Below are 21,589 nucleotides of genomic sequence, written 5' to 3'. Positions count from 1 at the left end.
AAGTTCCAAGGTAGGAGTGCATCGATATCGGGCTCTGCTTTTGCTAGCTCTTTCATGCACGGCTTTGTTGAATCGCTCAGATAACACTCAATCATTCCATTAACATTGAATTCAGTTATCATAGCCAGCCTTTCATTCAGGTTGGCTTATTAACAAATTCCTTACAAATACAATGACGCCAAACGCCATCATTTTAAGAAGCATATCTACGCCTTAAATAACTATGGTGAGTACAATCAGGCTCTCAAGCAACGCGGGCGGTTCGATATTTGGATATCTGAAGATATCATCAATAATTGGCAATACGACGAACGCGTTTATGACGGTACCGGCTCATCCGTTAAGTATCCTGACAGCACCATCGAAGCCTGCCATTACATCAGATTGGTGTATAAACTTCCCTTACGTCAAGCTCAGGGGCTGATTGAAAGTTTACTGACGAAGCTTGGCATGACCAGACTTCAATGCCCTGATTATACGCTGCTGTCAAAACGGCTGAAGCAGCTCAACTTCACGGCGCCACGCTTTAGAAAGCATGAAAGGCCAGATGACAAAATTGCAGCGATAGCCATTGATTCAACGGGGCTCAAACGGTTTGGTATGGATGAATGGCACCAGGAAAAACATAAGGTTAATGCAAAACGAAGCTGGCGAAAGGCGCACTTTGCTGTTGATGAAGCTCACTTCATTCAAGGCGCAGTCCTCACCGATAAAAACACGATGGATGATCAGGTTGTCGGGGTGCTATGTCAGTCCATCATTACGGATGTCGAGCACGTCAGTGCCGATAAAATGTATGATACCAATGCGGTGTACCAGACATTAGAAAATCATTTCCCGAATGCTGAGATTGTTATTCCGCCGAAAGACAATATATTTGCCGATGAGGCTCATCATCCTAAGAGGATGAGCAACCTGATAGGTTGCTTCGCCCTTGGTATTATAGGTTGGCAGAGCGTGCGGCAATACGGAAAAAGGAATATCTCAGAAACCGCCATGCAACGTTACAAAAATATAATCGGTAATACATTACACAGCAGGGAGTTTGAAAATCAGTCAAAAGAAATGTTACTCGGTTGTTCTATTTTAAATCGCTTTACTCATCTCGGGATGCCCAAGAGCTACCGAGTCGCCTAACCATATCAAAAGACCACCTAGGTTGAGTATTGCAACAAAGCCCTAAGGAAGCCATTAACCTGTTTAAATAAGCGCCTTTGCGCTCTCTCATAAGTGGTACTGGTAACTGTGGCTTCTTTTATTGCACACTTTTCTTCCATCATATTCGCCACCGCTGTAGGTGAAGTCGGCTCATCAATACAAGATAGGTTCGCTCTTTGTATATAAAGAGCGTTAACTTTTGCTTTCTGCTCTCTCCACTCATTCAACTGCGGATAGTAAACGGTTTGTCTATCACCAAATTCTGGCGTTCCTGATGCTTCCATCATCCATTGTGCCGTTTTCTCTAACTTAGAATCCAAGGAAGTAAGTTGTTCCTCCTCCGTTTTTAGTTGGCTAATAATTGGGTTGATAGTTGCGTCCGTCATAGTTACTTACCGTTGTTTGCTTAACCGATAAATAAATTATAAACACAACCGTTAACAAAAAAACCACTTCATAAGTGAAGTGGTTTTTAAACTATCGCCATACATGAATAACGACTATATAACTGCCGTTATACCTTTCTCATCAATGATATTCAAAAGACGCAATGCAGCCCCTTGAGGTTTAGTTTTACCTTGCTCCCACTTTTGAACGCTTTCGCTACTCATATTCAGCACAGTTGCTAAAACAGCTTGGCTTATATGCTCACGCTTTCTCAACTTCTGAATTTTGGCTGCGGTCATATCTTCACGCTTAGCACTCATAGCCAAGGCATCAATTTTACGCATGGTTAACTGATCAATTGAGCCATTGGCATTAAAGCGCTTCGCCATTGCTTGCATTCTTTCTAAACGATCATCCATCATTTCTAACCTCTCTTAGCAGACCATCTAAGATGTTTTGTTCAATCTGTTCATCCGTTAAGCTACGGAAGCTTTCACCGAGTAACTTGTAGGTTTCCAATAACTTATCTGGTATTTCTTTACCTTTTTTTGGGACGTCTTTCTTTCGCCAACCATCTATGAAGAACACCCGATTACCTTTTTGAATAGCTATAACACTTCGGTTTGACTCTCGTTTACCTTGACCTGGTGACGGAACACGCTTTTTATATAGCTTTCCACTTTGTAGCTCACCATCATGCAAACCATTGTTAAGCTCATTCGCCACCTTAACGATAATTTCATTATCTAATCTGGCTTTAATCATCAATTTTTCAAATTCGTCAGTGACATAAATTCTCACTATTCCCACCCCCCAAAGTGTAGTAAAGAATACCATAGTTTCAATTTTGACAACAACTTCAAAACGCCATCTCTGCTGCTTCTGTTAGCTGTTCTGGTAACACATCAATGTATTCTAGCGACATTGACGGTTCTGAATGTCCTAGAGTGCGCTGTATGATGCCCAAAGCCACCCCTTGGCTATTCATGATAGTTGCAGCACTGCGCCGCCCTGAGTGACTGCTACAACCTTTGAATCCTGTCCGTTGGTAGATATTTCGAATCATCAGTTCAAGCACATCACAAACAGAGTAATCAACCCTATCCCCACTCTGATTAATCCTAGTCTTACGCTTCATTGAATAGCTTCGACCTCTATTGTTGAGCACTAGCTTGCTACTTGGGTTTAGTCCCTGATAACTATTATTAAATGTAGTCGCCCAATTACGCGCTTTGCGATAATCAATCCACTCTTGGATCATGTGTTTTGCCATCCGACCAAGCCAGATTGAACGGGGTTTTCTCCTTTTACACAGCGAAGCTCTAAGATGGATTTCGTCTTTAATCTTGCCTGTAGGCATGATCACATCTGCAACAGTGATTTGGGCGAGTTCACTTACCCTTAGAGTAGAAAAAGACAGCGCGATAACCACACGTTTTAGCTCTGCGTTTTGCATGAGAAAACACCGCTTGAGGACTTTATTAATTTGGGATGTCGTGAGGATACGAGCTTTTGATTTTGCTTTAATCATGTGTGCGATTCCGGTCGAGAGAGGAAAATACACACATCACCTTTTTAGGCGTGTTAGTGATGATAACACACCAGTACATAAGCCTTTGGGGGAAAACGGATAAAGCACAAGATGTGGTGTAACCGGTTCGTGCAAAAGCCACTAGATAGAGTGATGGTAAACTTTCGCTTAACCGTTGGTGTCGGAAGACAATATAGTTTGTCGATTCCAATTAAGTCTGATCATTTACAATAAAGATTGATCGATTTTGGGTTGTATCTAGTCAGACGGGGGAAGGTAAGCTAAGACACTTTTGTCGGGTAGACGGCACTTGGTAACAAGTGTCGTCTACCCGACCATTATCATTTGGGAGAGATTATCTTCACTAAACATATATGTTCATATTGACCAACTATTTCTAATGTTAGAAGCTAAGCTGAGTTGATGATTTCGATCTTTCAAGTCGTGCGAAGTTATTGGGTTTTATTTTCAAGAGTGCATTCCCTATGTCTATCCCTGAAGTTTTGTATAAATATAGAGCCTTCAATCAGTTTACTGTCATGTCTCTGATAAATCGCTCAGTTTGGTTTTCTAAGCCAACAACATTCAATGATCCTTTTGATTGTCAGATTAAGTTTTGTGAAGCCAAACCGTCCAAGGATGCTTACTTGAAAATGATCGAGCAGGCTCGATTAAAGCGAGAAAACAAAATAGGGAGAAACGTAACCTTGAGTATCGCTAACTCTGCTTTTGTGGGTGAAGAACTCTCTGCTGATTACATGGAAAAAATTTCTGACTTTAGAGAAAAAATAGAAACAATTATGTCGGAATCTAGTGTGCTTTCTTTATCTGAAAATAATACGAATACCACGATGTGGAGTCATTATGCTGATTGCCATCAAGGAATATGTGTTGCGTATGATATGAGTAAGTTATTCGGTACAGCTGATACAACTATGATTACTCACAAAGTTGACTATGTTGATGCTGATAAAATTTCTGTAAATCAATATGCTAAGTATGCAGAGTGTTGCTGTGGAAATGACAATGAAGAGTTTAACTCGATAGTAAGAGAGATGCTCACTACCAAGTCGAAAGACTGGGAGTATGAGCATGAGTGGCGTGTGATTTGTGGACAACTTGGAAACCTTAATGCAGGAGCTAATGCAGTCCATGCTGTCTATTTTGGTCTCAAAGCTAGTATTGATGTAAAGATGACCATTCGCAATATATTTGAAAGTAATCCAATTCGGTATTATCAAATGGTTCGTTCCAGCGAAGGTCTAGCAATCGAAGCTGTTGAAATGCCTATAGGCTCTCGCTATTGGCAGGAGTGTCCTGAATAAATAATATATGGAATCAATATTCAAGCTTGCTAAAGCCAAACTTATACTCTCTATCATGTGTCTCCTGTAGTGGATTAGTTGATTAGGCCAATCGATAAGAGGTTTTGCAATACTTCAGATAATCCGTTAAATACTAATTTAGCAAAGTCACTGGCACACTTTTGTCCAAAAATGTGTTAAAGGGTAGTCTCCTACCCTGTGATCACCAAGCGATTCTGTCGTACCTTAATTACCAAGCGACTTTGTCATTACAATAACTACCGAGGGATTTTGACGGGACTCATTTGGCTTACCTTTTAAAGTAATTAATTAAACTTTGGAAGGGGCTAAGGATGTTCTATATGGATTCTAAATCCCAGTTTACTGTCGATATTATCTGCAAAATTATCGATGGCAAAATCAGCATCAATAGTGCCACAACCTTGCTCAACAAGTCTCGGCGAACGGTTGAGCGCTATCTAAGCCGATACCGAAAAGAAGGCATTCGATTCATCATTCATGGTAATCGAGGCCGTTCTCCAGTCAATAAGATCCCTGATTCGCTCAAAAAAGAAGTCCAAAGTCTCATACAAACTAAGTACTACGATTTCAATTTGCAGCATCTCTCTGAAGTCCTCAAAAAGAATGAAGGGATCGCTATTAAGCGCGAAACGTTACGCTCTTGGGCACACGATATTCATCATGTTAAACGTGCTAAGCGACGTAGAAGTCGAGTTAGGAAGTATCGAGAGCGTATGGAGCTGCCTGGACTAATGCTTCAAATGGATGGGAGTCCTCATCGCTGGTTTGGTGATGAAAAATCTTGTTTGATTGCTATGATTGACGACGCCACCAGTGATATCCATGCTCAGTTTTTCCCCTCTGAGACCACCGAAGGCTGTATGAAGGTGATGAGAGCTTATATTGAGAAACGAGGGATATTTAAGACGCTTTACGTCGATAGAGCGGGTATCTTCGGCGGTCCCAAGCGAAGTAACTTCTCTCAGATGCAACGAGCGTGTGAAGAGCTCGGTATTGAAATTATCTTTGCTAACTCACCACAAGGAAAGGGACGCATTGAACGCTCATTCGATACGTTCCAAGATAGGCTGGTACCAGAACTACGACTGCACAACATTACCGATATGGAGGGGGCGAATCGCTATTTACAAGACGAGTTTATCCCAAATTATTGGGATAAAAAGGTTCGCGTTCGGCCCAAAAGTTCACGGACGGCCTTTAAGCGTTTGCCCGTTGATTTGGATCTGAACAGCATCTGCGTGCAGAAAGAATATCGAACCATACGACGTGATCATACGTTTGGCTTTGGTAACAAAAGGTACGTTATCGACTCGCCCATCCGCTACTCCATTGAAAACCAAAAAGTAGAGATTAGATGTCAGTTCGATGGCACATTCTCCGCCTATTTTGGCCACCGTCGGCTCGATATTACCGAGCTGGTTGAGCCTCGTAAATGCAGCGAATATGGCAAAGAGGTTCAGCGGAAAATAGAAGCCTTAGAGCTCGTTGAACAGCTAGGCAGTATATCTAAAGCAGCCCGCATCCTTGGCTGCTCTCGCCAATCCCTTTACACCTATCAGAAAATCATGGCTGAGGAAGGGCCTATGGGACTGAAGCGGATCAATAAGCCCCTAAACCGCAGTAAAAATCGTATCCCAGAGCACGCAGAAGACAAGATTATCGAGCTGACGTTGCAGAAACCTCACCTTACATTAATGCAACTGACAATGGAGTTAAAACAATACGATATCACCGTGAGTATCGGGACGATTAAAAACATCTGGAAGGAAGAGAACCTCAGCACCAAAGAGCTTAGGATAAAGAAATCCCAATCACTGAATATCGACGTGTGAGGCGAAAAGTATCAATCGGCACTAAAATGTAAGAGCATGACAGAATCGGTTGGTACTTATCCCGTCAAGATCCCTCAGTAATGACAGGGTAGTCTCCTACCCTGTTTCAATCAGCGGCCATAAGCCGCTTTTTTAAATCCAGCCTCGCTCAGAAAAAGACACCACACACTCAAATGAAACCACAAAGTGGTCCAGTACTCGGATATCAACCAATGCCAACGCATCCGTCAGTTGACGAGTAATGCGTCGGTCAGCTTGACTTGGGGTGGCGTAGAGTAGGGGCAAGTACGCCATACCAGCTTCACAGCTGGCGGTTTTACTCACTCCTCTCTCCGAACCGGACGTGCGAGTTTCCCCGCATCCGGCTCTCCATTTGACAATCATCAACTCGCAGTTTCTTGTGTTCCATCATGTGATGCTTTCGACATAATGTTACCAAGTCTTTTACCGCCCACGATTTAACGCCTCTACGGTGATGAACTTGGATGTCATTTTGTTCTTTGCATATCACACATGCAAAGCTATCTCGCTTTAGTACCTTTAGTCGTCTATAGTGCCAGTCCTTTGGATACTCTCTATTATCTTCACGGCTCATCCGTGCTGTTAGATATATCGAAAGCTCTGGACCTTTGAGTCCTAGTGGTGGTTGGATTTCGTTACTGGACGCGACTAGATAGGGATGTTCAAATCCATTTCTGCCCCGATTCCAATAACGAGAACGATTGAGCTCTTTTGCTGATGGCAGCCATTGATGTACTTGAATACCGAATGTATTCGCTACCCATCGTTGACGTTTCATGATTGTGCATGTTTTGTCCTTGATGAGTTGCACCTTTCTACTTCCTTTGTATTTTGCCAGTAACCACTTGTGGTATCTGTGCCACGCATAGCGACTGATCGCTTCTAAATCACTGAGTAAAGATGTATGTTTGTAATATTCACACCACCCTCTAACTACTTGATTTATTTGTTTCATCTTCGTAACTTCATCATATAAAGTTTGGTTTCGTGTAGTAAGACTTTTAAGCTTGGCTTTCACACGCTTCACACTTTTCATTGAGGGGCGCAAGTGTACCACCCATCGTCCTTCCGAGTAGTTCCGTTTAATATAGAACCCCAAGAAGTCGTATCCTTTGTTAACGTGTGTAATTAAAGTTTTCTCCTCAGAAAGAGTAAGTTTTAGCTCTTCCTCCAGAAATTCCTTAATTTCAGCTTTAGCTTGCCTTACTCCAGCTATCCCATCATTTGATACGACAACAAAATCATCGGCATAGCGAACCATGGTATAATTACCGCGACCCGCTTTCCTCGTATTTTGTCTTTCTGATTGAGATAGCTGCCATTTCTTCGCTGCCCATTGATCAAATTCGTTCAAGTATAGATTTGCTAGCAGTGGGGAAATGATCCCCCCTTGCGGTACCCCTTCACGAGTTTGAGCAAATAGCTGCTTTTCCATGACACCGGCACGAAGAAAGCGATGGAGCAGAGAGATGAGTTTCCTATCTGCTATCCGCTTTTTTAACAATTTGAGTAATATTCGATGATTAACAGTGTCGAAGTAGCTTTTTAAGTCCCCCTCAATAACATAGAAATGTTTTGATATGGAGTTAGCTAAGGGCATCAACACTGCAATCGCATCCATAGTGCATCGACTTTTCCTAAACCCAAAGGAATAGGGATGAAAACCCGTTTCGTATATAGGATCGAGTGCCATTCTTATACCTTCCTGAACAATACGATCTCGTAAAGCCGGAATACCGAGAGGACGTTTGGTTCCATTCGGCTTTGGTATATAGACCCTCTTTACAGGTAGTGGACGGTAATTCCCTGACTTTAACTGTTCTATGATCAAAGACAGTTGTCTTTCATAGGTTTGTTTAAAGTAGTCGCGAGTTTTACCATCTACGCCATCTGTCCTACTTCCTGGCCTAGATAACACATTAATAGCAGCCTGATGTATCCATGTCTCCCAATGAAGAAGATCGTATAAACGATTAAATTTATACTCTGGATTCTCAGTTGCTTTCTTTGCAAGTGTTTATTGTTTTTGGGCGATCGTTGAAAGCAACATTACCGTTGTTCTCCTGCTTAATTCACTTTTACAAACGTTTTGTCAAACTGCCTCCCTTCGCCATGTGATTAGCTTTCCTAACCTCGGACTACTACGAAGGCTCCGCCCTTTCTAATTGCATGTAGGTTCAGGCTCCCAGATCTTGTTGCCAAGATAACAATAGAAAGTTCCCAAGTTCACATATGTAACGTCACCATCTTGCCTTAGACTCTGACTGTACCCCTTGCACGGCTCGTCACTGGGAGACTTGAACTCCTATTTCTGTAGGAGCGTTCAGTCTCTATCCAAGCGAGATTTCTCCCCCCGTCATAGGTCTGTCTTTCATACACAAATCCTGCGATTTTCATCTCAGGATTTTTTGAACCTTTTTGCATACTTCCGATCTCAACTATAAATAAACAGTTGAAGGTAGGTATGATGTTTTCAGTCAATGCAGAACAATGGGCAACAGATACATTTTCGGACGCTGAGTTGGGAGACCTAAGGCGAACCAAGCGACTCGTTAAACTGACTGCATCCCTTGCTAACCATATCGGTCAGTCTATTGTGCAGTCTCTTGAATCAGTTGCAGATATTGAAGCAGCTTACCGCTTTAGTCGGAACGACGCCATTGACGCACAAGCTATTGCTGAGGCTGGATTTAATGCAACAGTTAAAGCTGCCCGCACCTATTCTTGTCTGCTCGCCTTAGAGGATACGACTTCTCTGGAGTTTACTCATCAGACCGTTAGAGATGAGATGGGACATACGAGCTCTACAAAGTCCTCTAGAGGGATGCAAGTCCACTCGGTCTTGCTGTTCGCTCCTCAAGAGAAACACGTGGTTGGTCTCATAGAACAAGAGCGCTGGGTAAGAGATATTAACCAGTATGGACAAAAATCCAAGCGGAAGACGCGCGCTTATGAGACGAAAGAAAGCTTCAAATGGGAGCGGGCATCAAGGCATATGGCACAGCGCCTTGGTGGTGTACTCGACAATGTGATTTCCGTTTGTGACCGAGAAGCAGATATCATCGAGTACCTTACATATAAGACTACTCATCAACAGCGCTTTGTTGTTCGTTCCACGCATAACCGAGGTATAGAGCAAAGTACAGACTCTCTTTATACGTTCAGCAGTGCTCTAAAGTCAGCTGGAAATAGAGTCGTCGAGGTGAAGCAGCGTGGTGGACGAAAGGCGCGTGAAGCTACCTGTGAAGTGAAGTATGCTCCGGTCACTCTCAAGGTACCTTCTAATAAAGAAGGGGAGCCTATTTCCTTATATTACGTTGGTTGCAAAGAGCTAAACCACGACAAGCCACTATGTTGGCACATACTGACATCTGAACCTATTCTCAATGCGAAAGATGCAGAACAAATCTTGGATTATTATGAAAAACGTTGGCTGATAGAAGAGTTCCACAAAGCATGGAAGACGGGAGGAACTCATGTGGAAGACCTTCGTATGCAAAGTAAAGACAACCTCGAAAAGATGGTCGTAATACTGGCTTTCATAGCGGTAAGAGTGCACCAACTACGATACGTTGGCTTAAATCGACCAGAAGCTGAGAAGCAAAGCTGTGAGAAGTTGTTAAGTCCTCTTGCGTGGAAATTACTATGGTCAAAGCAAGAAAAGACAAAGCCGCCTCGCCAAGCACCAAGTATCTACTGGGCGTATATTAATCTTGGAAAGCTTGCTGGTTGGCACGACTCTAAGCGAAATGGGCGAGTTGGCTGGGAAAGGCTCTGGGAAGGATGGTTCAAGTTGCAAATTATCCTTGAAGGCTACCTACTCGCCAAATCTCTTGAGATGTAACTTGTGATCAAGAGACAGGTCATAGGTGGAGATCCAGTGACTCTGTCTTGTCCCTACCTTCATAACAGACAGTCCAACCTTCGAGGCGTCAAACATCAGTTTCTTTCGTAGTCTTAGCAAGACTCTGATTAGCAGCTCTCCATTTCGTAGGGGAAATGTCAGCCACATTGTCAAAACGGCTTCACACAACAGCCAGCCTAATGGAAGTTGCATGCGTTTCTAATCATTGATTACTCCTTGAAATCAAGCAATTACATTGCGTTTTACATATGCGCTTCTTGGCGCACCACTTGGGTGGTTATGATAGAGAATAACCGCACTCGCGTTCGCGGCCAGCGACGCTTTCACGACTTCACGCGGATAGACCGAAGCGGCATTAACGGTACCGTAGAACATCTCTTTGGTGCGCAACACTCGATGTTGATTATCGAGGAAGATAATCCAAACACTTCAGACTCACAAGCGGCCATGGACGTTTGGCAGAACGATTTCACCAATTCAGGCGAGGTTAATGGCGTTTGTTCTGAAATAAACAGTTTGGATTTGAGAATGCTTGCGGCCTGGTCAAGGATGCCCTTTTCTTCTGATGTGAATAACGAAACATTTGAGTATTGAACATGTGCTGACATGGTATTTCCTTTCGGTCTTGGTGAGCGTCTGACTGTCCGTACCCAGTTGCAGGTTCTGCAGCGCAAGGGCGCGCAGCGGCGAAGCCTCCCTTGCGTGAGGGTTCTCAAATGGGACGGTTTAAAGGAAGTCGCGACAACAAGCCAAAAGGACAGCCTAAGCCAATATCTCAACCCAAAGTACGTCGCCCAGGTAGAAATGTCCCTTCCCCACCAAGAGAGCGCCCTGCTGGTTACTCGACTTGCGCCACTCGATAACCTTGGCTACTTAGGACAAGACCGAACAGGGCGTTGCTCGTCTAAAAACACGAACCGCTTGAATACCGCAAACAGTTGGAATATCGAAACAAAATTCAGACAGCTTGATGATCTGATGAGTATTTGAGCCGTCACGCATCTGCTGACTTTAGTCGTCATACAGACAAGAGAGTAAAGCCTTAGCCGACTCGCGATGCTCGGAGGTAGTTTCTCTCGTCCTTTCCGTTTTCTTCGCGTAGGCGTAGTCTTCTCGCATCTGCTTAATGGTGGTAGTGTTATCACACACACTGATACTCCCCCCCTTCCCTCGGTTGCCTTGCTCTAGTGTTAAAGAGTCGGTATACCCAAACTCATTCACCAAAATCTCATGAACCTTGACGGCCTTTACGGTGGAGTCAAAGTCGGTCGAATTCACCCAAATCACGTGCAGGGATATGTCAGCGGATACTGTAGAACGCACTTTCATTTGACCCCCTAAGCGCCAAAACGCACATCAAAACAAAATCCTGAGCACTTAAACGTTCCCTCCCCCGTTGTCACAAAGCGCAACGCTGGAAACACAGACCCGTAGTTGGTGTACATAATGATGTGATCCACTCGCTCGTGAAGAAACCATTCACCAAAGCCAGCACCATTTAATTCGATGAAAAAGTCACGGATTTCATGGAAAGCAAAACGACGCGACACCAATTGCGGAAACTGCTGCTTGATAGCGTCAACGAACCCTTGGTCTTTTAACGCTGCGATATCAGCCAGTTGCTCTGTCGACTGACGACGACTGAACATTTTTAAACGCTGGATTTTTGAAACAAATTCAGACTTTCTTTTCACCTCATCACAACACTTTTTGACTTGATAGCGCAACTTCAAGACCGCTAAAGGACTAGAGATATCATTTTTTGGTGAGCTTTCGTGCCCCAGCGGCGAAACGCTGGTCGCTGAATTTGAGTTAGAGAGAGTTGGGGTTGAGTTTTGTTGCGCCATGAGAGTTTCCTTTCTGTTTGAGTATCACTTTTCGGAGCCGCTTGGCGGTCCGCTCTCTCAACATCGTTCTGCTTTGCAAGGGCGCGCAGCGGCGAAGCCTCCCTTGAAAAACAGGTTGTGGGGAGAGACGGTTAACAGCCTGCGAGCCCGAAAATGAGGCGAGTGAAAGAAATCGGCGCATAAGAAAACAAGCCCTTATTCGAACTTATTCAAAGACAGAGAGAACAACGAGGAGGAAACGACAAGACGCTAAGACTCTTAGGGCAGTAAAGCCTAGCCCGCAGGGTGACGCCCAAGGCAACGATAAGAATCGTGATAGAGACACGTTTAAAGTGTTTGTCTTTACAAGGAGAGAAGGCTCAGAACAGGTAAAAAACTCCCAAAGTGTCATGTTCATCAGTGTGAGAAGTTGAGTCCGAAGCCGGCTCTATGGCATCTCTTTAAATATTTAGAGTCTTTAAAATAATCGTGTATTACATGTGTAATACATATTTAGTTCATTTTGTTGATCAACTCGATGAGATCTTCATCATCGATCTTGTCTCGATATAAAGCCAACGCTCGAAACAATTTCGCTGCAGACACATTTCTCTCTGTCTGCTCTTGCAGACTTGCTACCCAATCAGTGATCCGTTCTTTATCCTTCAATGACATTCTAAGAGTCAGAGGAGGCACTTTATAAGATGTCGTTACTTTCTTTTTAACAGTCGTAATTCCAGTCGGCTTACTTGAACCTTCGTTCTTCTCAGTAGAGAGAGCGGTTATCGCTCCTCGTTTCTTTAACTTGCTCATGTGTATTACCTATGTATTACATTAAATTTAAAAGAAACACAGCGAGTTTACGGTAATCGTTATTCACAAGTGAGCCCGATTTATAAAAGCGCACCGGAGAGGAAACGGCATTAGCTTGTCCGACATGCTCAGAGCGGCGGACAGATACTGGTAACAATTTATCTTGTACTACCTCCAATTCCTCATCAATGAACTCATTAATGATAGTGTTTCTTGAGTCGACCTCATTCCTCAGTATCAGGTAATTACCTTCGTCTTCTTTAATTTCAGATACAGCTTCGAGTAAAGAACTAATGCCGTCTAATGAGAAGGCACCAGAATCAACAGGGATCAAAATAAGGTCTGAGGCCTGGATTGCGTTAAGAGTCGTTAGGGATAGGTTTGGTGGCGTATCAAGAAGAATGAAATCGTAAGTATCACCTAACCTCACCAATTGCTTCTCTAAAATTCGTTCACGATTAATCTTTGTCAGTGATGTTTCGATGACACGTGACAACTGAACATCAGCGGGAACAACATAGAGGTTTTCAATGGAATTCCCATTAAGCTTTGCAGGTTGAATTAAATCGACAATGGACACAACTTTAGGTTTATCAAATAAAGCAGCTACCGTCTCTTCAAACTTAAAATCCCGTTGTCCTGTTAACGTTTTAGAGCAGTTACCCTGAGGATCGAGGTCAATCACTAACACTTTTCGTTTTCGTGCAAGCTCAGCCCCTAAATTGACAAGAGTAGTGGTTTTTCCAACGCCACCTTTTTGGTTCGCAACGCTGATGATTTTAGTCTTCATAACAAACACCTCATGTATTACATGTGTAGTACACAATAAAAAACAAAAGGCGCCCTGTCAACGTATTACATAGGTAATACACTTCTTCTATCAACGCCTAAAGTTATCCCTCCGTTACCAATCGATGATATCGAGACAGTAAAAATCCTAAAGAAAGTGACACCAGCAGCGAAAGCACTATCCGCGGAATTCAAATGATTAGGCTTCTCAGCAACCAAAACTTCTTGGTTAAGTTAATCCCAATACTAGAATCAAAGTCGAGTTTCAAAATTGAAAATATTGTGACTACGATGGGTACACGGTTTAAGCATAACAACGAACAACTAGCAAGTTACGTCATTTTGCTTTCAGCCTTAGAGCCTTGCTATTTTCATGATAAGATACCCTCATCAATAAATAATCCATGTGAACAATGTCAGAACATTCATACCATCAACTTCTTAAGTCGACCTTCGAAAACACTCTTCTTCACCTTTACTTCAAAGTAAACATTGCCAGTCACTTTGTTAAAGAAGAGCAACGAAACAAGATCATCACTGACTTCTTGAAGCCAAAAATCAAACAAGCTCGATATAGCCTTATCAAGAAAAAGCTTAAAACGGTTTGTTTGATGAAGAATAAGTTTGGCTCAATCGAAAAACACTTAGAAAGCGTTCTATCTCAATATTCAGCGATAGAAAGTCAAAACGACGTTGATAAATTTTATGCCTTGTTAGAACGCTTTGAGAAGAGCGGATTAGAAACAAAACTTATTGAAGAGACCCCTAAACAGGAAATGGACGTTGTTTATATCGACAGAGCACATATTGATAACTGCTTCGATAATGAAAACCGTCAGATTGCACCTATTTCGCTGTTTATACATACGAATGAATTAGACAGGTTCACTCAGTGTTTAGTGACCCAGCCTTATTTCACATTTGAGTTGTGCCAAAGAAGTGAAGAGTTGAAGAACTATCACTATCAAGTTCATCCAATTAGCTAACACAACCAAATCTAAAAAGCAGGGCACTTCCAACCCATATCAAGATGTGTTTGACGCGATTTACCAAGTGGTACTACCACCCTTTTCCTTTTATCATCACAATCAAGGGAAATCTTTTGATCTTCGAGCAGTAAGCTGATCAGGTATAAACCTAACGCTGAATGATCTTGACCATTTGTCTTCACCGCCACGGCTTCAACAATGAATTCAATTCCTGTTGACAGTGTCTCTGTATCTTTAAAAGACATAACTCCCCCTCTCACATTGCTGTATAAATATACAGCAACATAAAGTATGTAAATCCATATTTGCACGAATTGAGACATTAATCGCATTAAATGGGGTTATGTCGACTCAAACTCATTATTAAATTTACCAAGAGAGCTTATTTTGACCCGATAGTTACTCATTATTATTCAACTCAAGGAAAAGCTGACTCAAGCACCGCCTTCTTCTTACCTAATTCAGACTCCGCCCAGTATAACGTTATAGGGGCAGATATCTGATGAACAGCATAATTACCACGATGCTCTGGCCCATTTTGCCGACTTTCGGATAAAGCAGACTTGACCCATTCAAACAAATAGACGTAACGACTGACGGTCTGGCGACACAGGTCCGCATTACGCGCCACCAACCCAATTGTGAGCTCCTGATTTTTGCGTAACAGAACCTGACATGTGCGGATAATTCGACGAGTGGTCTTCGTCCGACGAAGGTTATGGGTTCTTCTGGCCGCTCTACGCTGCTTTTCCTGCAGACTTAATCCACTATCCAACCTCATCACACCTCGTTGGCAGTCTGACCGAGCACAATATTTATCCCAGGTCCAACGAGAAACACTTTTCACCACCGCCAACACCTCACTGCACTTCAGAGGCGGCTTATCCGCGGTGCCGGTATTTTTGTAATGAGCGAAACTCTCGACACGGCGTTTAAAGCTCGTATAACTGCCCTTTTCTCTTTCTTCGTCGACAATGTCATACGCGTACCGGCGAGTGTGTTCAAACAAAGTACAGTTTCGTGAATAAGAGAAATCCATATCTTGACGAAGCCATGGCCGCGTTCTCTCCAGCTCAAGAGAATCCGCTAACTCATTGAGTTCATAGACACTGCGGTGGAGTTCAGTTGTCTGCCACCAAGGATGAAAGGGCGTTTTGGCAACAGGTCCTGAATAACTCAAGTCCGCCTCAAGTCGTAATGCTAAGGCGCGATAAATGGCTTTGAGGTACTGAATGGGTTTGGATCGTGCTTGATCGCTGGTGCAAACCGGCACAATAGCGTAAAAAAGGTGGGCTTTATTACTGGTGCGGTTTCGAACGATTAGATTAGGGGGTGGCAAGCCTTCATCTTGCCAAATATAGGGGTTGGGGACAGATCGATGGTCATGATCGATGTCAAACACCATCCACGCCTGCATATCTTTACGATTAACCTGCATATACGGCCATCTGACCGCATAGTTTCGAGGTCTTATGAGCATCGCGGTTTTATTGTCACTGCACCTCGACAAATAAGGCGCTTCCTCAAGTAGCCGACTCAAACACGAAATGGATGAAGACGCAGCGTATTCAGAATGAGCCGTCATCTCTTCATCCTCAGTGCACCTTGCCCATACTCACCTTTAGAAAAAACAAAGCAAGAGAGATTGTCTTGAGCGTTGAGCGCCGTTACTGAATCAGTACTATTGACTCTCTCTGACAAGATTCGAGAGCCGGTCAAAGCCATTCCTTTCGAGCTTTCGTAGCCGCCACGGGTGTCAATTTTTATCGAACACCTTTTCGAAGGACAACTGACTGCATCACGCCACTCTTCTTTACCTTTTAAGACTAAATTGGAGACTGCTTTGATACTGGTTTGAATAACTTTACCCTGTACGACCGCAAACACATGATGATTCATAAAGTTGACCTCGGCTAAATAACGCTCACCTTCTGAGAAACCAATAACGCAACTCTGGAAAATTAAAATGCATCAAAGCCAACGTTGTCTGATTCTTTGTATTCGCTTCTCAAGGCCGAATAAACGAATTCGCAGTCGTACTTGTTCAAACACATGGTTCGAACGCCTTAATTGGGTCATTAACCTCGCCTGCTCAACCCATAATGAAGAAAGTTGACGAGCGCATAACTCGCGTCGAATGATCCTGATATACCTAAGGCCTCTACGCTTATCTTCCTCCGTCAATCCATGACCAGACGTTTCAGGACATGACTTATCGCACTGAGTAACAGACATCATTGCTCCGAATTGATGTTTGAAGCAAATAAACCATTAGCGTCTGCCGCCTCCTCTATGGCTTTAAGCAGACAACCACCTTGATTCAGTTTTTCCAGGCTCCTGATGAGTTTTACCTGAATGCTGATACTGGTGTGTGCGGTATGAATAATCTTATGTTTTTGAGTGCGAGTTAGGCGATGATTTCCTGCATACTCCAACGCCATTCGAGACAATTCACCCGAATAGAGCGAGTTCTCTAATGCGCTTTGAACAAAGGTGTCTTCCGTGCTATCAGATGCTATATGAGCGGTGACCACTCCCAACCCAAGAAGCAAGCTGTTTACGATGGTATGATTGCCACTCACTTTGGCGAGAGTGATGGCTTCAACACAACTCAGGACATGAGGCTGCTCAGGATTAAGTTTATTCCGCAGCATGGTCGGACTCATCCCTATGGCCTCTGCTAGCCTAGCCATATTCTCTGACCTAGCGAACACGCAACACGCCTCATTAAAGGCCCCTTGTTTTGTGCTAGAAAATTCGCCTATTGAGTCAATTTCGTTCATAACCAATACTCACTTGAAGACAAACGAGACGACAACGAAACTCAAACCAAGAATGTTTACCCCCAAACGGACAAAACTCTTTGGTCGAAATAAGGGAAGATAAACGCATGAGCGACTACCCCATTCTCTCCATCGTTTCACGCGTTGCCATTTCTAGCAGCATGACCATATTAATTAACGGGGTTTCTTTTCCTTTTGCTTTGGTTTTAATGGGTAAGCGACCATCTTTAACCCAATCTATGATTGTGCGCTTTGGCATACCGGAGAATTGAGAGTATTGATCGTACGTCATGAAAGGCGTATTTAGGACTACTTGATATGAGAGCATAATGATATCCTGTCTAGTCATTTATGTTTAATTTCGAAATGACGAGTTGCACCTCACCGTTTCGATCTCAATTGCGATTATTGATCACATATGAATAACAAGCAACTTAAAATAGACCAAATATCGTATTTGGGAGGGAAAGATATTATCAAGAAATTGATAGATATCACGAATTCAGACCGTCAACAGGATGTTGCAGACGTGTTTGGCATCCCAAAATCAACAATCGCGACTTGGCGACAACGAAATCTAACTCCATTCGAGATTGCAGTAAGAACTCATTTGAGCACAGGCGTCTCACTTGAATGGTTACTTCTCGATAAAGGCGACCCGTATCCTAAAACACCAACTCAAAAGCACATTAATAAGAAGAACGAATCGAAGACTCTCTTCGATATAGACTGCTTCTCTATTGATGACGGTAAATTGGTTGGGAAAGGGATACTTGCATTCGATAAAGCTCTCCTAGACGAGCTTGGCGTTATTAATGTGATGGCAATTAAAGATGGCACTACTACGTTCCTTATAAATAAAGAATCCCATCAAGCAGTAAGCGGTACGTACCTAGTAGATATGGATGGGCTGTTGTCTCTAAATGAAATTCAACGTTTACCAGGCAAAAAACTAGCTATCAGCTTTAACGGTTCGACTCTAACAGTCGAAGAAGATGAAGTAAGGGTTGTAGGTAGAGTTGCGTTAGTAATGGAAAAGCGTTAACTGTTGCACTCATCTGTTTAAGAGCACTCGCAACTAATTTGATTAATAGCGTCACCGATACTTAACAGCCTATTATCACCCAGGCCTCGGGGTGTAGCACTAACACTTTCGCATACAAACAAAAAAGGCTGCCTTATAGTAGCCTTCTTCTTTGGCTCAGTGTTGCTCGTTGTGCAACCTCTAAGTGGTCCTGAAACATTTTTGGGCAAGAATGCGCTGGTTGAACGTCTAACATTAAAACAACCCGAACACATTGTTCTTCCCGTCTTGTTCAAGGCCTCTAATCTGATGGTGCTTTGGTTCTCCACCAAACAATAAAATATACAACTTCCGGTCTTGGTACGTCCCCACTACATAGTGGTCTTTTTGTATGACGTACTCGACAGTTTCGGCTTCCTCATCGGTGCACAGATATTTAATATCAACCAGCTTCACCCATTTCAAACCGATCACATTCTCTGCTTCTATAAACCCACCAAATGGCGCAGTAAAACGATTACCTAACTTCAAAAGCGCATCAATCATCCCTTGGTTCTTCTTACTTATCCCAATTGGACCATCGCTGTTAATTTTGAAATGGCTGTATCCAGAAGTCACATGAATTGATTGGTACATAGCAAAAACCTATTAACTTTCTTAGCACTTTGAGATAGGTGCCCAGCCTGTGCTTTTTGTCCTAAATAAAACATTGTTCTACGTTCCAGCCCAACTTACACTGTTTTTATATACAGTTATATTAGGCTTTATTATGTCTGTCCGCAATTTAAAAGATGGTTCTACCAAACCTTGGATCTGCGAATGTTACCCAAACGGGCGAACGGGGAAGCGTGTTCGTAAGAAATTTGCGACTAAAGGCGAAGCCAAGGCTTTTGAGCTTCACACAATGAGAGAAATTGACGATAAGCCATGGATGGGTATTAAACCGGATCACCGTAGAATGAGCGAGCTGTTAGACACTTGGTGGAGCATACACGGTCATACGTTGAAATCAGGTAAACAAGCTCGGGAGCTAATAGCCAAAACAATTGAAGGATTAGGTAACCCGATTGCCTATCACCTTAAAGAACGAGACTACTTAGACTATCGTGCAGCACGAATACCTTACCGTGGCAAAAATAAATCTATTGAGATTTCACCAACAACACATAACATGGAATTGATTTACCTAAAGGGGATGTTCAAGAAACTGATTAAGTACAATCAATGGAAATACCCCAATCCGCTTGAAGCTATCGAGACAATCAAAACCAGTGAGAAGAATCTGGCATATCTAACCAAGCCACAAATTGAAGAGTTCTTGGTTAACCTGAAGAATTGCAACCGAGTTATTACAGTCTCGATCCCACAACTTATTGTAATCTCTAAGATTTGCTTGGCCACCGGAGCTCGTATAAGTGAAGCTCTGACTCTTACCCGTTCACAGGTATCTGAATTCAAACTGACTTACACCGAGACAAAAGGTAAGAGAAATCGAAGTGTGCCCATCTCACCTGCTTTATATCAAGAGATCTTAGATATCGCAGTGAGCAACCATGAAATTTTCAACACTACTTACAAGGATGCCTGGCGCTACATTAAAAGGGCTCTACCTGGCCACGTTCCGAGTGGACAAGCGACGCATGTTTTACGGCATACTTTTGCTTCGCATTTTATGATGAACAAAGGGGATATTTTGGTGTTACAGCGTATTCTTGGACACACTAAAATTGAGCAGACAATGGCGTATTCCCATTTTGCACCAGAACATTTGATACAAGCTGTACACCTCAATCCATTAGAGAATTAATGGCGACAAAGTGGCGGCAGACACTGTAATCGACCGTTATTTATCGGTTTTATTCGTAAAAAAGGCGACAGTTTTCACTGTCGCCTTTGCTATTTAGAGCCTAATTTTTTCTATTCCCAATCAAGGATAACCTTGCCAGAAAGCCCACTACGCATAGCATCGAAGCCAGCTTGGAAATCATCAATTTTAAAGTGATGAGTAATGATTGGTGATAGGTCTAACCCTGATTGAATCAAACTTGCCACTATATACAAAAACAAATATAACCACTAAATATCAATAGTTTAAATTATTTATCAATTATGAATGGCGATAAAAAAGGCAACAGTTTTACCTGTTGCCTTCTGATATTCAAAACCGGTAGTAACCTACTCCCAGTCTAAAATTACCTTACCAGACATACCAGATCGCATCATGTCGAAGCCTTTCTGGAAGTCGTCCACTTTGTAGTGGTGAGTAATGATTGGCGTTAGGTCTAAACCTGACTGAATCAAAGAAGCCATCTTGTACCAAGTTTCAAACATCTCACGACCGTAGATACCTTTGATAACCAAACCTTTAAAGATTACTTGGTTCCAGTCTACTGCCATGTCTGATGGTGGAATACCTAGTAGAGAGATCTTACCGCCGTGGTTCATGTTAGTCAGCATGCTGTTGAACGCAGATGGGTTACCAGACATTTCTAGGCCTACATCGAAGCCTTCAGTCATGCCAAGATCAGACATTACGTCTTCAAGCTTCTCTTCCATCACGTTTACTGCGCGAGTCACACCCATTTTCTTAGCAAGATCTAGGCGGTATTCGTTTACGTCAGTAATTACAACGTGACGAGCACCAACGTGCTTAGCAACAGCTGCAGCCATAATACCGATTGGGCCCGCACCAGTGATTAGCACATCTTCGCCTACTAGGTCGAAAGAAAGCGCTGTGTGTACTGCGTTACCAAACGGGTCAAAGATTGATGCTAGATCATCAGAAATTTCTGCAGGGATTTTAAATGCGTTGAACGCAGGGATCACAAGGAACTCAGAGAACGCACCAGTGCGGTTTACACCAACACCTGTTGTGTTACGACAAAGGTGAGTACGGCCGCCACGACAGTTACGACAGTGACCACATGTGATGTGACCTTCGCCAGATACACGGTCGCCGATTTCAAACCCACGAACTTCTTGGCCGATGCCAACAACTTCACCCACGTATTCGTGACCTACTACCATAGGTACTGGAATTGTGTTTTGTGACCACTCATCCCAGTTGTAGATATGTACGTCTGTACCACAAATTGCAGTTTTCTTAATACGGATAAGAAGATCATTATGACCCATTTCAGGTTTTTCAACCTCGGTCATCCAAATGCCTTCTTCAGGCTTAAGTTTAGAAAGTGCTTTAATTTTCATAATGTTACCTAGTTCATC

General features: G+C 42.9%; 25 protein-coding genes and 2 pseudogenes. 8 read left to right on the top strand and 19 right to left on the bottom strand.

Going from position 1 to position 21,589, the window contains the following annotated elements; all coding sequences use genetic code 11:
• The first annotated feature begins 156 nt into the window (after positions 1–156).
• Complete coding sequence (locus tag OC193_RS16860) at positions 157–1,137, top strand: IS5 family transposase (protein ID WP_048660763.1); 981 nt, start codon at positions 157–159, stop codon at positions 1,135–1,137.
• Positions 1,138–1,154: 17 nt separating this feature from the next.
• On the opposite strand, the gene OC193_RS16855 is transcribed toward OC193_RS16860, so the two are convergent.
• The 4 genes from OC193_RS16855 to OC193_RS16840 all read right to left on the bottom strand — a co-directional run bounded on the left by OC193_RS16855 (position 1,155) and on the right by OC193_RS16840 (position 3,076).
• A complete protein-coding gene (locus tag OC193_RS16855; protein WP_048661535.1) occupies positions 1,155–1,544 on the bottom strand; it encodes a hypothetical protein in 390 nt (129 codons plus the stop codon).
• A 114-nt stretch (positions 1,545–1,658) separates the two neighbouring features.
• Positions 1,659–1,967, bottom strand: a complete 309-nt coding sequence (locus tag OC193_RS16850; RefSeq protein WP_048661534.1) for a helix-turn-helix domain-containing protein — start codon at positions 1,965–1,967, stop codon at positions 1,659–1,661.
• Positions 1,957–2,346 carry a type II toxin-antitoxin system RelE/ParE family toxin gene (locus tag OC193_RS16845; RefSeq protein WP_162200905.1) on the bottom strand — a complete coding sequence of 130 codons (390 nt, stop codon included), beginning with the start codon at positions 2,344–2,346 and terminating at the stop codon, positions 1,957–1,959. Before OC193_RS16845 ends, OC193_RS16850 begins: the two co-directional genes overlap by 11 nt.
• Positions 2,347–2,404: 58 nt before the next feature.
• Positions 2,405–3,076 (bottom strand): tyrosine-type recombinase/integrase, encoded by a 672-nt coding sequence (locus tag OC193_RS16840; RefSeq protein WP_048661532.1) that lies wholly within the window; start codon positions 3,074–3,076, stop codon positions 2,405–2,407.
• A 485-nt stretch (positions 3,077–3,561) separates the two neighbouring features.
• Between OC193_RS16840 and OC193_RS16835 the strand changes: the two genes are divergently transcribed.
• Both OC193_RS16835 and OC193_RS16830 read left to right on the top strand, forming a co-directional pair.
• Positions 3,562–4,401, top strand: a complete 840-nt coding sequence (locus tag OC193_RS16835) for a DUF2971 domain-containing protein (RefSeq protein ID WP_048661531.1) — start codon at positions 3,562–3,564, stop codon at positions 4,399–4,401.
• Between the two features lie 332 nt (positions 4,402–4,733).
• Entirely contained in the window at positions 4,734–6,254 is a 1,521-nt protein-coding gene (locus OC193_RS16830; RefSeq protein WP_080967740.1) for an ISNCY family transposase, read from the top strand.
• 132 nt (positions 6,255–6,386) lie between these two features.
• Here OC193_RS16830 and OC193_RS16825 read toward each other — a convergent pair.
• Positions 6,387–6,524 (bottom strand): annotated as a pseudogene (locus OC193_RS16825) (JAB domain-containing protein); the annotation flags it as partial.
• A 46-nt stretch (positions 6,525–6,570) separates the two neighbouring features.
• Positions 6,571–8,214: a group II intron reverse transcriptase/maturase gene (ltrA, locus tag OC193_RS16820; RefSeq protein WP_080967988.1), complete on the bottom strand. Its 1,644-nt coding sequence runs from the start codon at positions 8,212–8,214 to the stop codon at positions 6,571–6,573.
• A 528-nt stretch (positions 8,215–8,742) separates the two neighbouring features.
• Here ltrA and OC193_RS16815 point away from each other — a divergent pair.
• Positions 8,743–10,119, top strand: coding sequence for an IS4 family transposase (locus OC193_RS16815; protein WP_048667530.1), 1,377 nt, complete (start codon positions 8,743–8,745; stop codon positions 10,117–10,119).
• A 243-nt stretch (positions 10,120–10,362) separates the two neighbouring features.
• Here the strand turns inward: OC193_RS16815 and OC193_RS26065 are convergent, their stop codons facing one another.
• Positions 10,363–10,515: a JAB domain-containing protein gene (locus OC193_RS26065; RefSeq protein ID WP_376740319.1), complete on the bottom strand. Its 153-nt coding sequence runs from the start codon at positions 10,513–10,515 to the stop codon at positions 10,363–10,365.
• Between the two features lie 231 nt (positions 10,516–10,746).
• On the opposite strand from OC193_RS26065, the gene OC193_RS16805 reads away from it, so the two are divergent.
• Complete coding sequence (locus tag OC193_RS16805; RefSeq protein ID WP_048657771.1) at positions 10,747–11,130, top strand: hypothetical protein; 384 nt, start codon at positions 10,747–10,749, stop codon at positions 11,128–11,130.
• A 21-nt stretch (positions 11,131–11,151) separates the two neighbouring features.
• On the opposite strand, the gene OC193_RS16800 is transcribed toward OC193_RS16805, so the two are convergent.
• The 4 genes from OC193_RS16800 to OC193_RS16785 form a co-directional block, all read right to left on the bottom strand.
• Positions 11,152–11,469 carry a hypothetical protein gene (locus OC193_RS16800; protein ID WP_048657770.1) on the bottom strand — a complete coding sequence of 106 codons (318 nt, stop codon included), beginning with the start codon at positions 11,467–11,469 and terminating at the stop codon, positions 11,152–11,154.
• An 8-nt stretch (positions 11,470–11,477) separates the two neighbouring features.
• The gene (locus OC193_RS16795; protein ID WP_048657769.1) at positions 11,478–11,987 is read right to left on the bottom strand and encodes a hypothetical protein; all 510 of its coding nucleotides are present in this window, start codon (positions 11,985–11,987) and stop codon (positions 11,478–11,480) included.
• Between the two features lie 492 nt (positions 11,988–12,479).
• Positions 12,480–12,779 (bottom strand): hypothetical protein, encoded by a 300-nt coding sequence (locus OC193_RS16790; RefSeq protein WP_048657768.1) that lies wholly within the window; start codon positions 12,777–12,779, stop codon positions 12,480–12,482.
• A 16-nt stretch (positions 12,780–12,795) separates the two neighbouring features.
• On the bottom strand, positions 12,796–13,569 hold the full coding sequence (locus tag OC193_RS16785; protein WP_048657767.1) for a ParA family protein: 774 nt from the start codon (positions 13,567–13,569) through the stop codon (positions 12,796–12,798).
• 412 nt (positions 13,570–13,981) lie between these two features.
• Here OC193_RS16785 and OC193_RS16780 point away from each other — a divergent pair, with 412 nt between their 5' ends.
• Positions 13,982–14,554 (top strand): DUF2913 family protein, encoded by a 573-nt coding sequence (locus OC193_RS16780; protein WP_048657766.1) that lies wholly within the window; start codon positions 13,982–13,984, stop codon positions 14,552–14,554.
• 11 nt (positions 14,555–14,565) lie between these two features.
• On the opposite strand, the gene OC193_RS16775 is transcribed toward OC193_RS16780, so the two are convergent.
• The 5 genes from OC193_RS16775 to OC193_RS16755 form a co-directional block, all read right to left on the bottom strand.
• Positions 14,566–14,802 carry a hypothetical protein gene (locus tag OC193_RS16775; protein WP_048657765.1) on the bottom strand — a complete coding sequence of 79 codons (237 nt, stop codon included), beginning with the start codon at positions 14,800–14,802 and terminating at the stop codon, positions 14,566–14,568.
• A 173-nt stretch (positions 14,803–14,975) separates the two neighbouring features.
• On the bottom strand, positions 14,976–16,142 hold the full coding sequence (locus OC193_RS16770) for a replication initiation protein (RefSeq protein ID WP_048657764.1): 1,167 nt from the start codon (positions 16,140–16,142) through the stop codon (positions 14,976–14,978).
• Positions 16,139–16,456: a hypothetical protein gene (locus OC193_RS16765; protein WP_048657763.1), complete on the bottom strand. Its 318-nt coding sequence runs from the start codon at positions 16,454–16,456 to the stop codon at positions 16,139–16,141. Before OC193_RS16765 ends, OC193_RS16770 begins: the two co-directional genes overlap by 4 nt.
• 335 nt (positions 16,457–16,791) lie before the next feature.
• Complete coding sequence (locus OC193_RS16760; RefSeq protein ID WP_048657762.1) at positions 16,792–17,340, bottom strand: phage regulatory CII family protein; 549 nt, start codon at positions 17,338–17,340, stop codon at positions 16,792–16,794.
• Positions 17,341–17,455: 115 nt separating this feature from the next.
• The gene (locus OC193_RS16755; protein WP_048657761.1) at positions 17,456–17,668 is read right to left on the bottom strand and encodes a hypothetical protein; all 213 of its coding nucleotides are present in this window, start codon (positions 17,666–17,668) and stop codon (positions 17,456–17,458) included.
• Between the two features lie 90 nt (positions 17,669–17,758).
• Here OC193_RS16755 and OC193_RS16750 point away from each other — a divergent pair, with 90 nt between their 5' ends.
• A complete protein-coding gene (locus OC193_RS16750) occupies positions 17,759–18,385 on the top strand; it encodes a phage repressor protein CI (protein WP_048657760.1) in 627 nt (208 codons plus the stop codon).
• 234 nt (positions 18,386–18,619) lie between these two features.
• Here OC193_RS16750 and OC193_RS16745 read toward each other — a convergent pair whose 3' ends face one another.
• The gene (locus OC193_RS16745) at positions 18,620–19,000 is read right to left on the bottom strand and encodes a hypothetical protein (RefSeq protein ID WP_048657759.1); all 381 of its coding nucleotides are present in this window, start codon (positions 18,998–19,000) and stop codon (positions 18,620–18,622) included.
• 133 nt (positions 19,001–19,133) lie between these two features.
• Between OC193_RS16745 and OC193_RS16740 the strand changes: the two genes are divergently transcribed.
• Positions 19,134–20,171: a phage integrase gene (locus OC193_RS16740; RefSeq protein WP_048657773.1), complete on the top strand. Its 1,038-nt coding sequence runs from the start codon at positions 19,134–19,136 to the stop codon at positions 20,169–20,171.
• Positions 20,172–20,281: 110 nt separating this feature from the next.
• Here OC193_RS16740 and OC193_RS16735 read toward each other — a convergent pair.
• Positions 20,282–20,422, bottom strand: a pseudogene (locus OC193_RS16735) (L-threonine 3-dehydrogenase); the annotation flags it as partial.
• A 117-nt stretch (positions 20,423–20,539) separates the two neighbouring features.
• On the bottom strand, positions 20,540–21,571 hold the full coding sequence (gene tdh, locus OC193_RS16730) for an L-threonine 3-dehydrogenase (RefSeq protein WP_017059546.1): 1,032 nt from the start codon (positions 21,569–21,571) through the stop codon (positions 20,540–20,542).
• Positions 21,572–21,589 lie beyond the last annotated feature (18 nt).

The sequence above is a fragment of the Vibrio crassostreae genome, from assembly GCF_024347415.1.
Classification (GTDB): domain Bacteria; phylum Pseudomonadota; class Gammaproteobacteria; order Enterobacterales; family Vibrionaceae; genus Vibrio; species Vibrio crassostreae.
The sequence above is the reverse complement of the archived record's forward strand: the minus strand, read 5'-3'. Positions and strand labels throughout refer to the sequence as shown.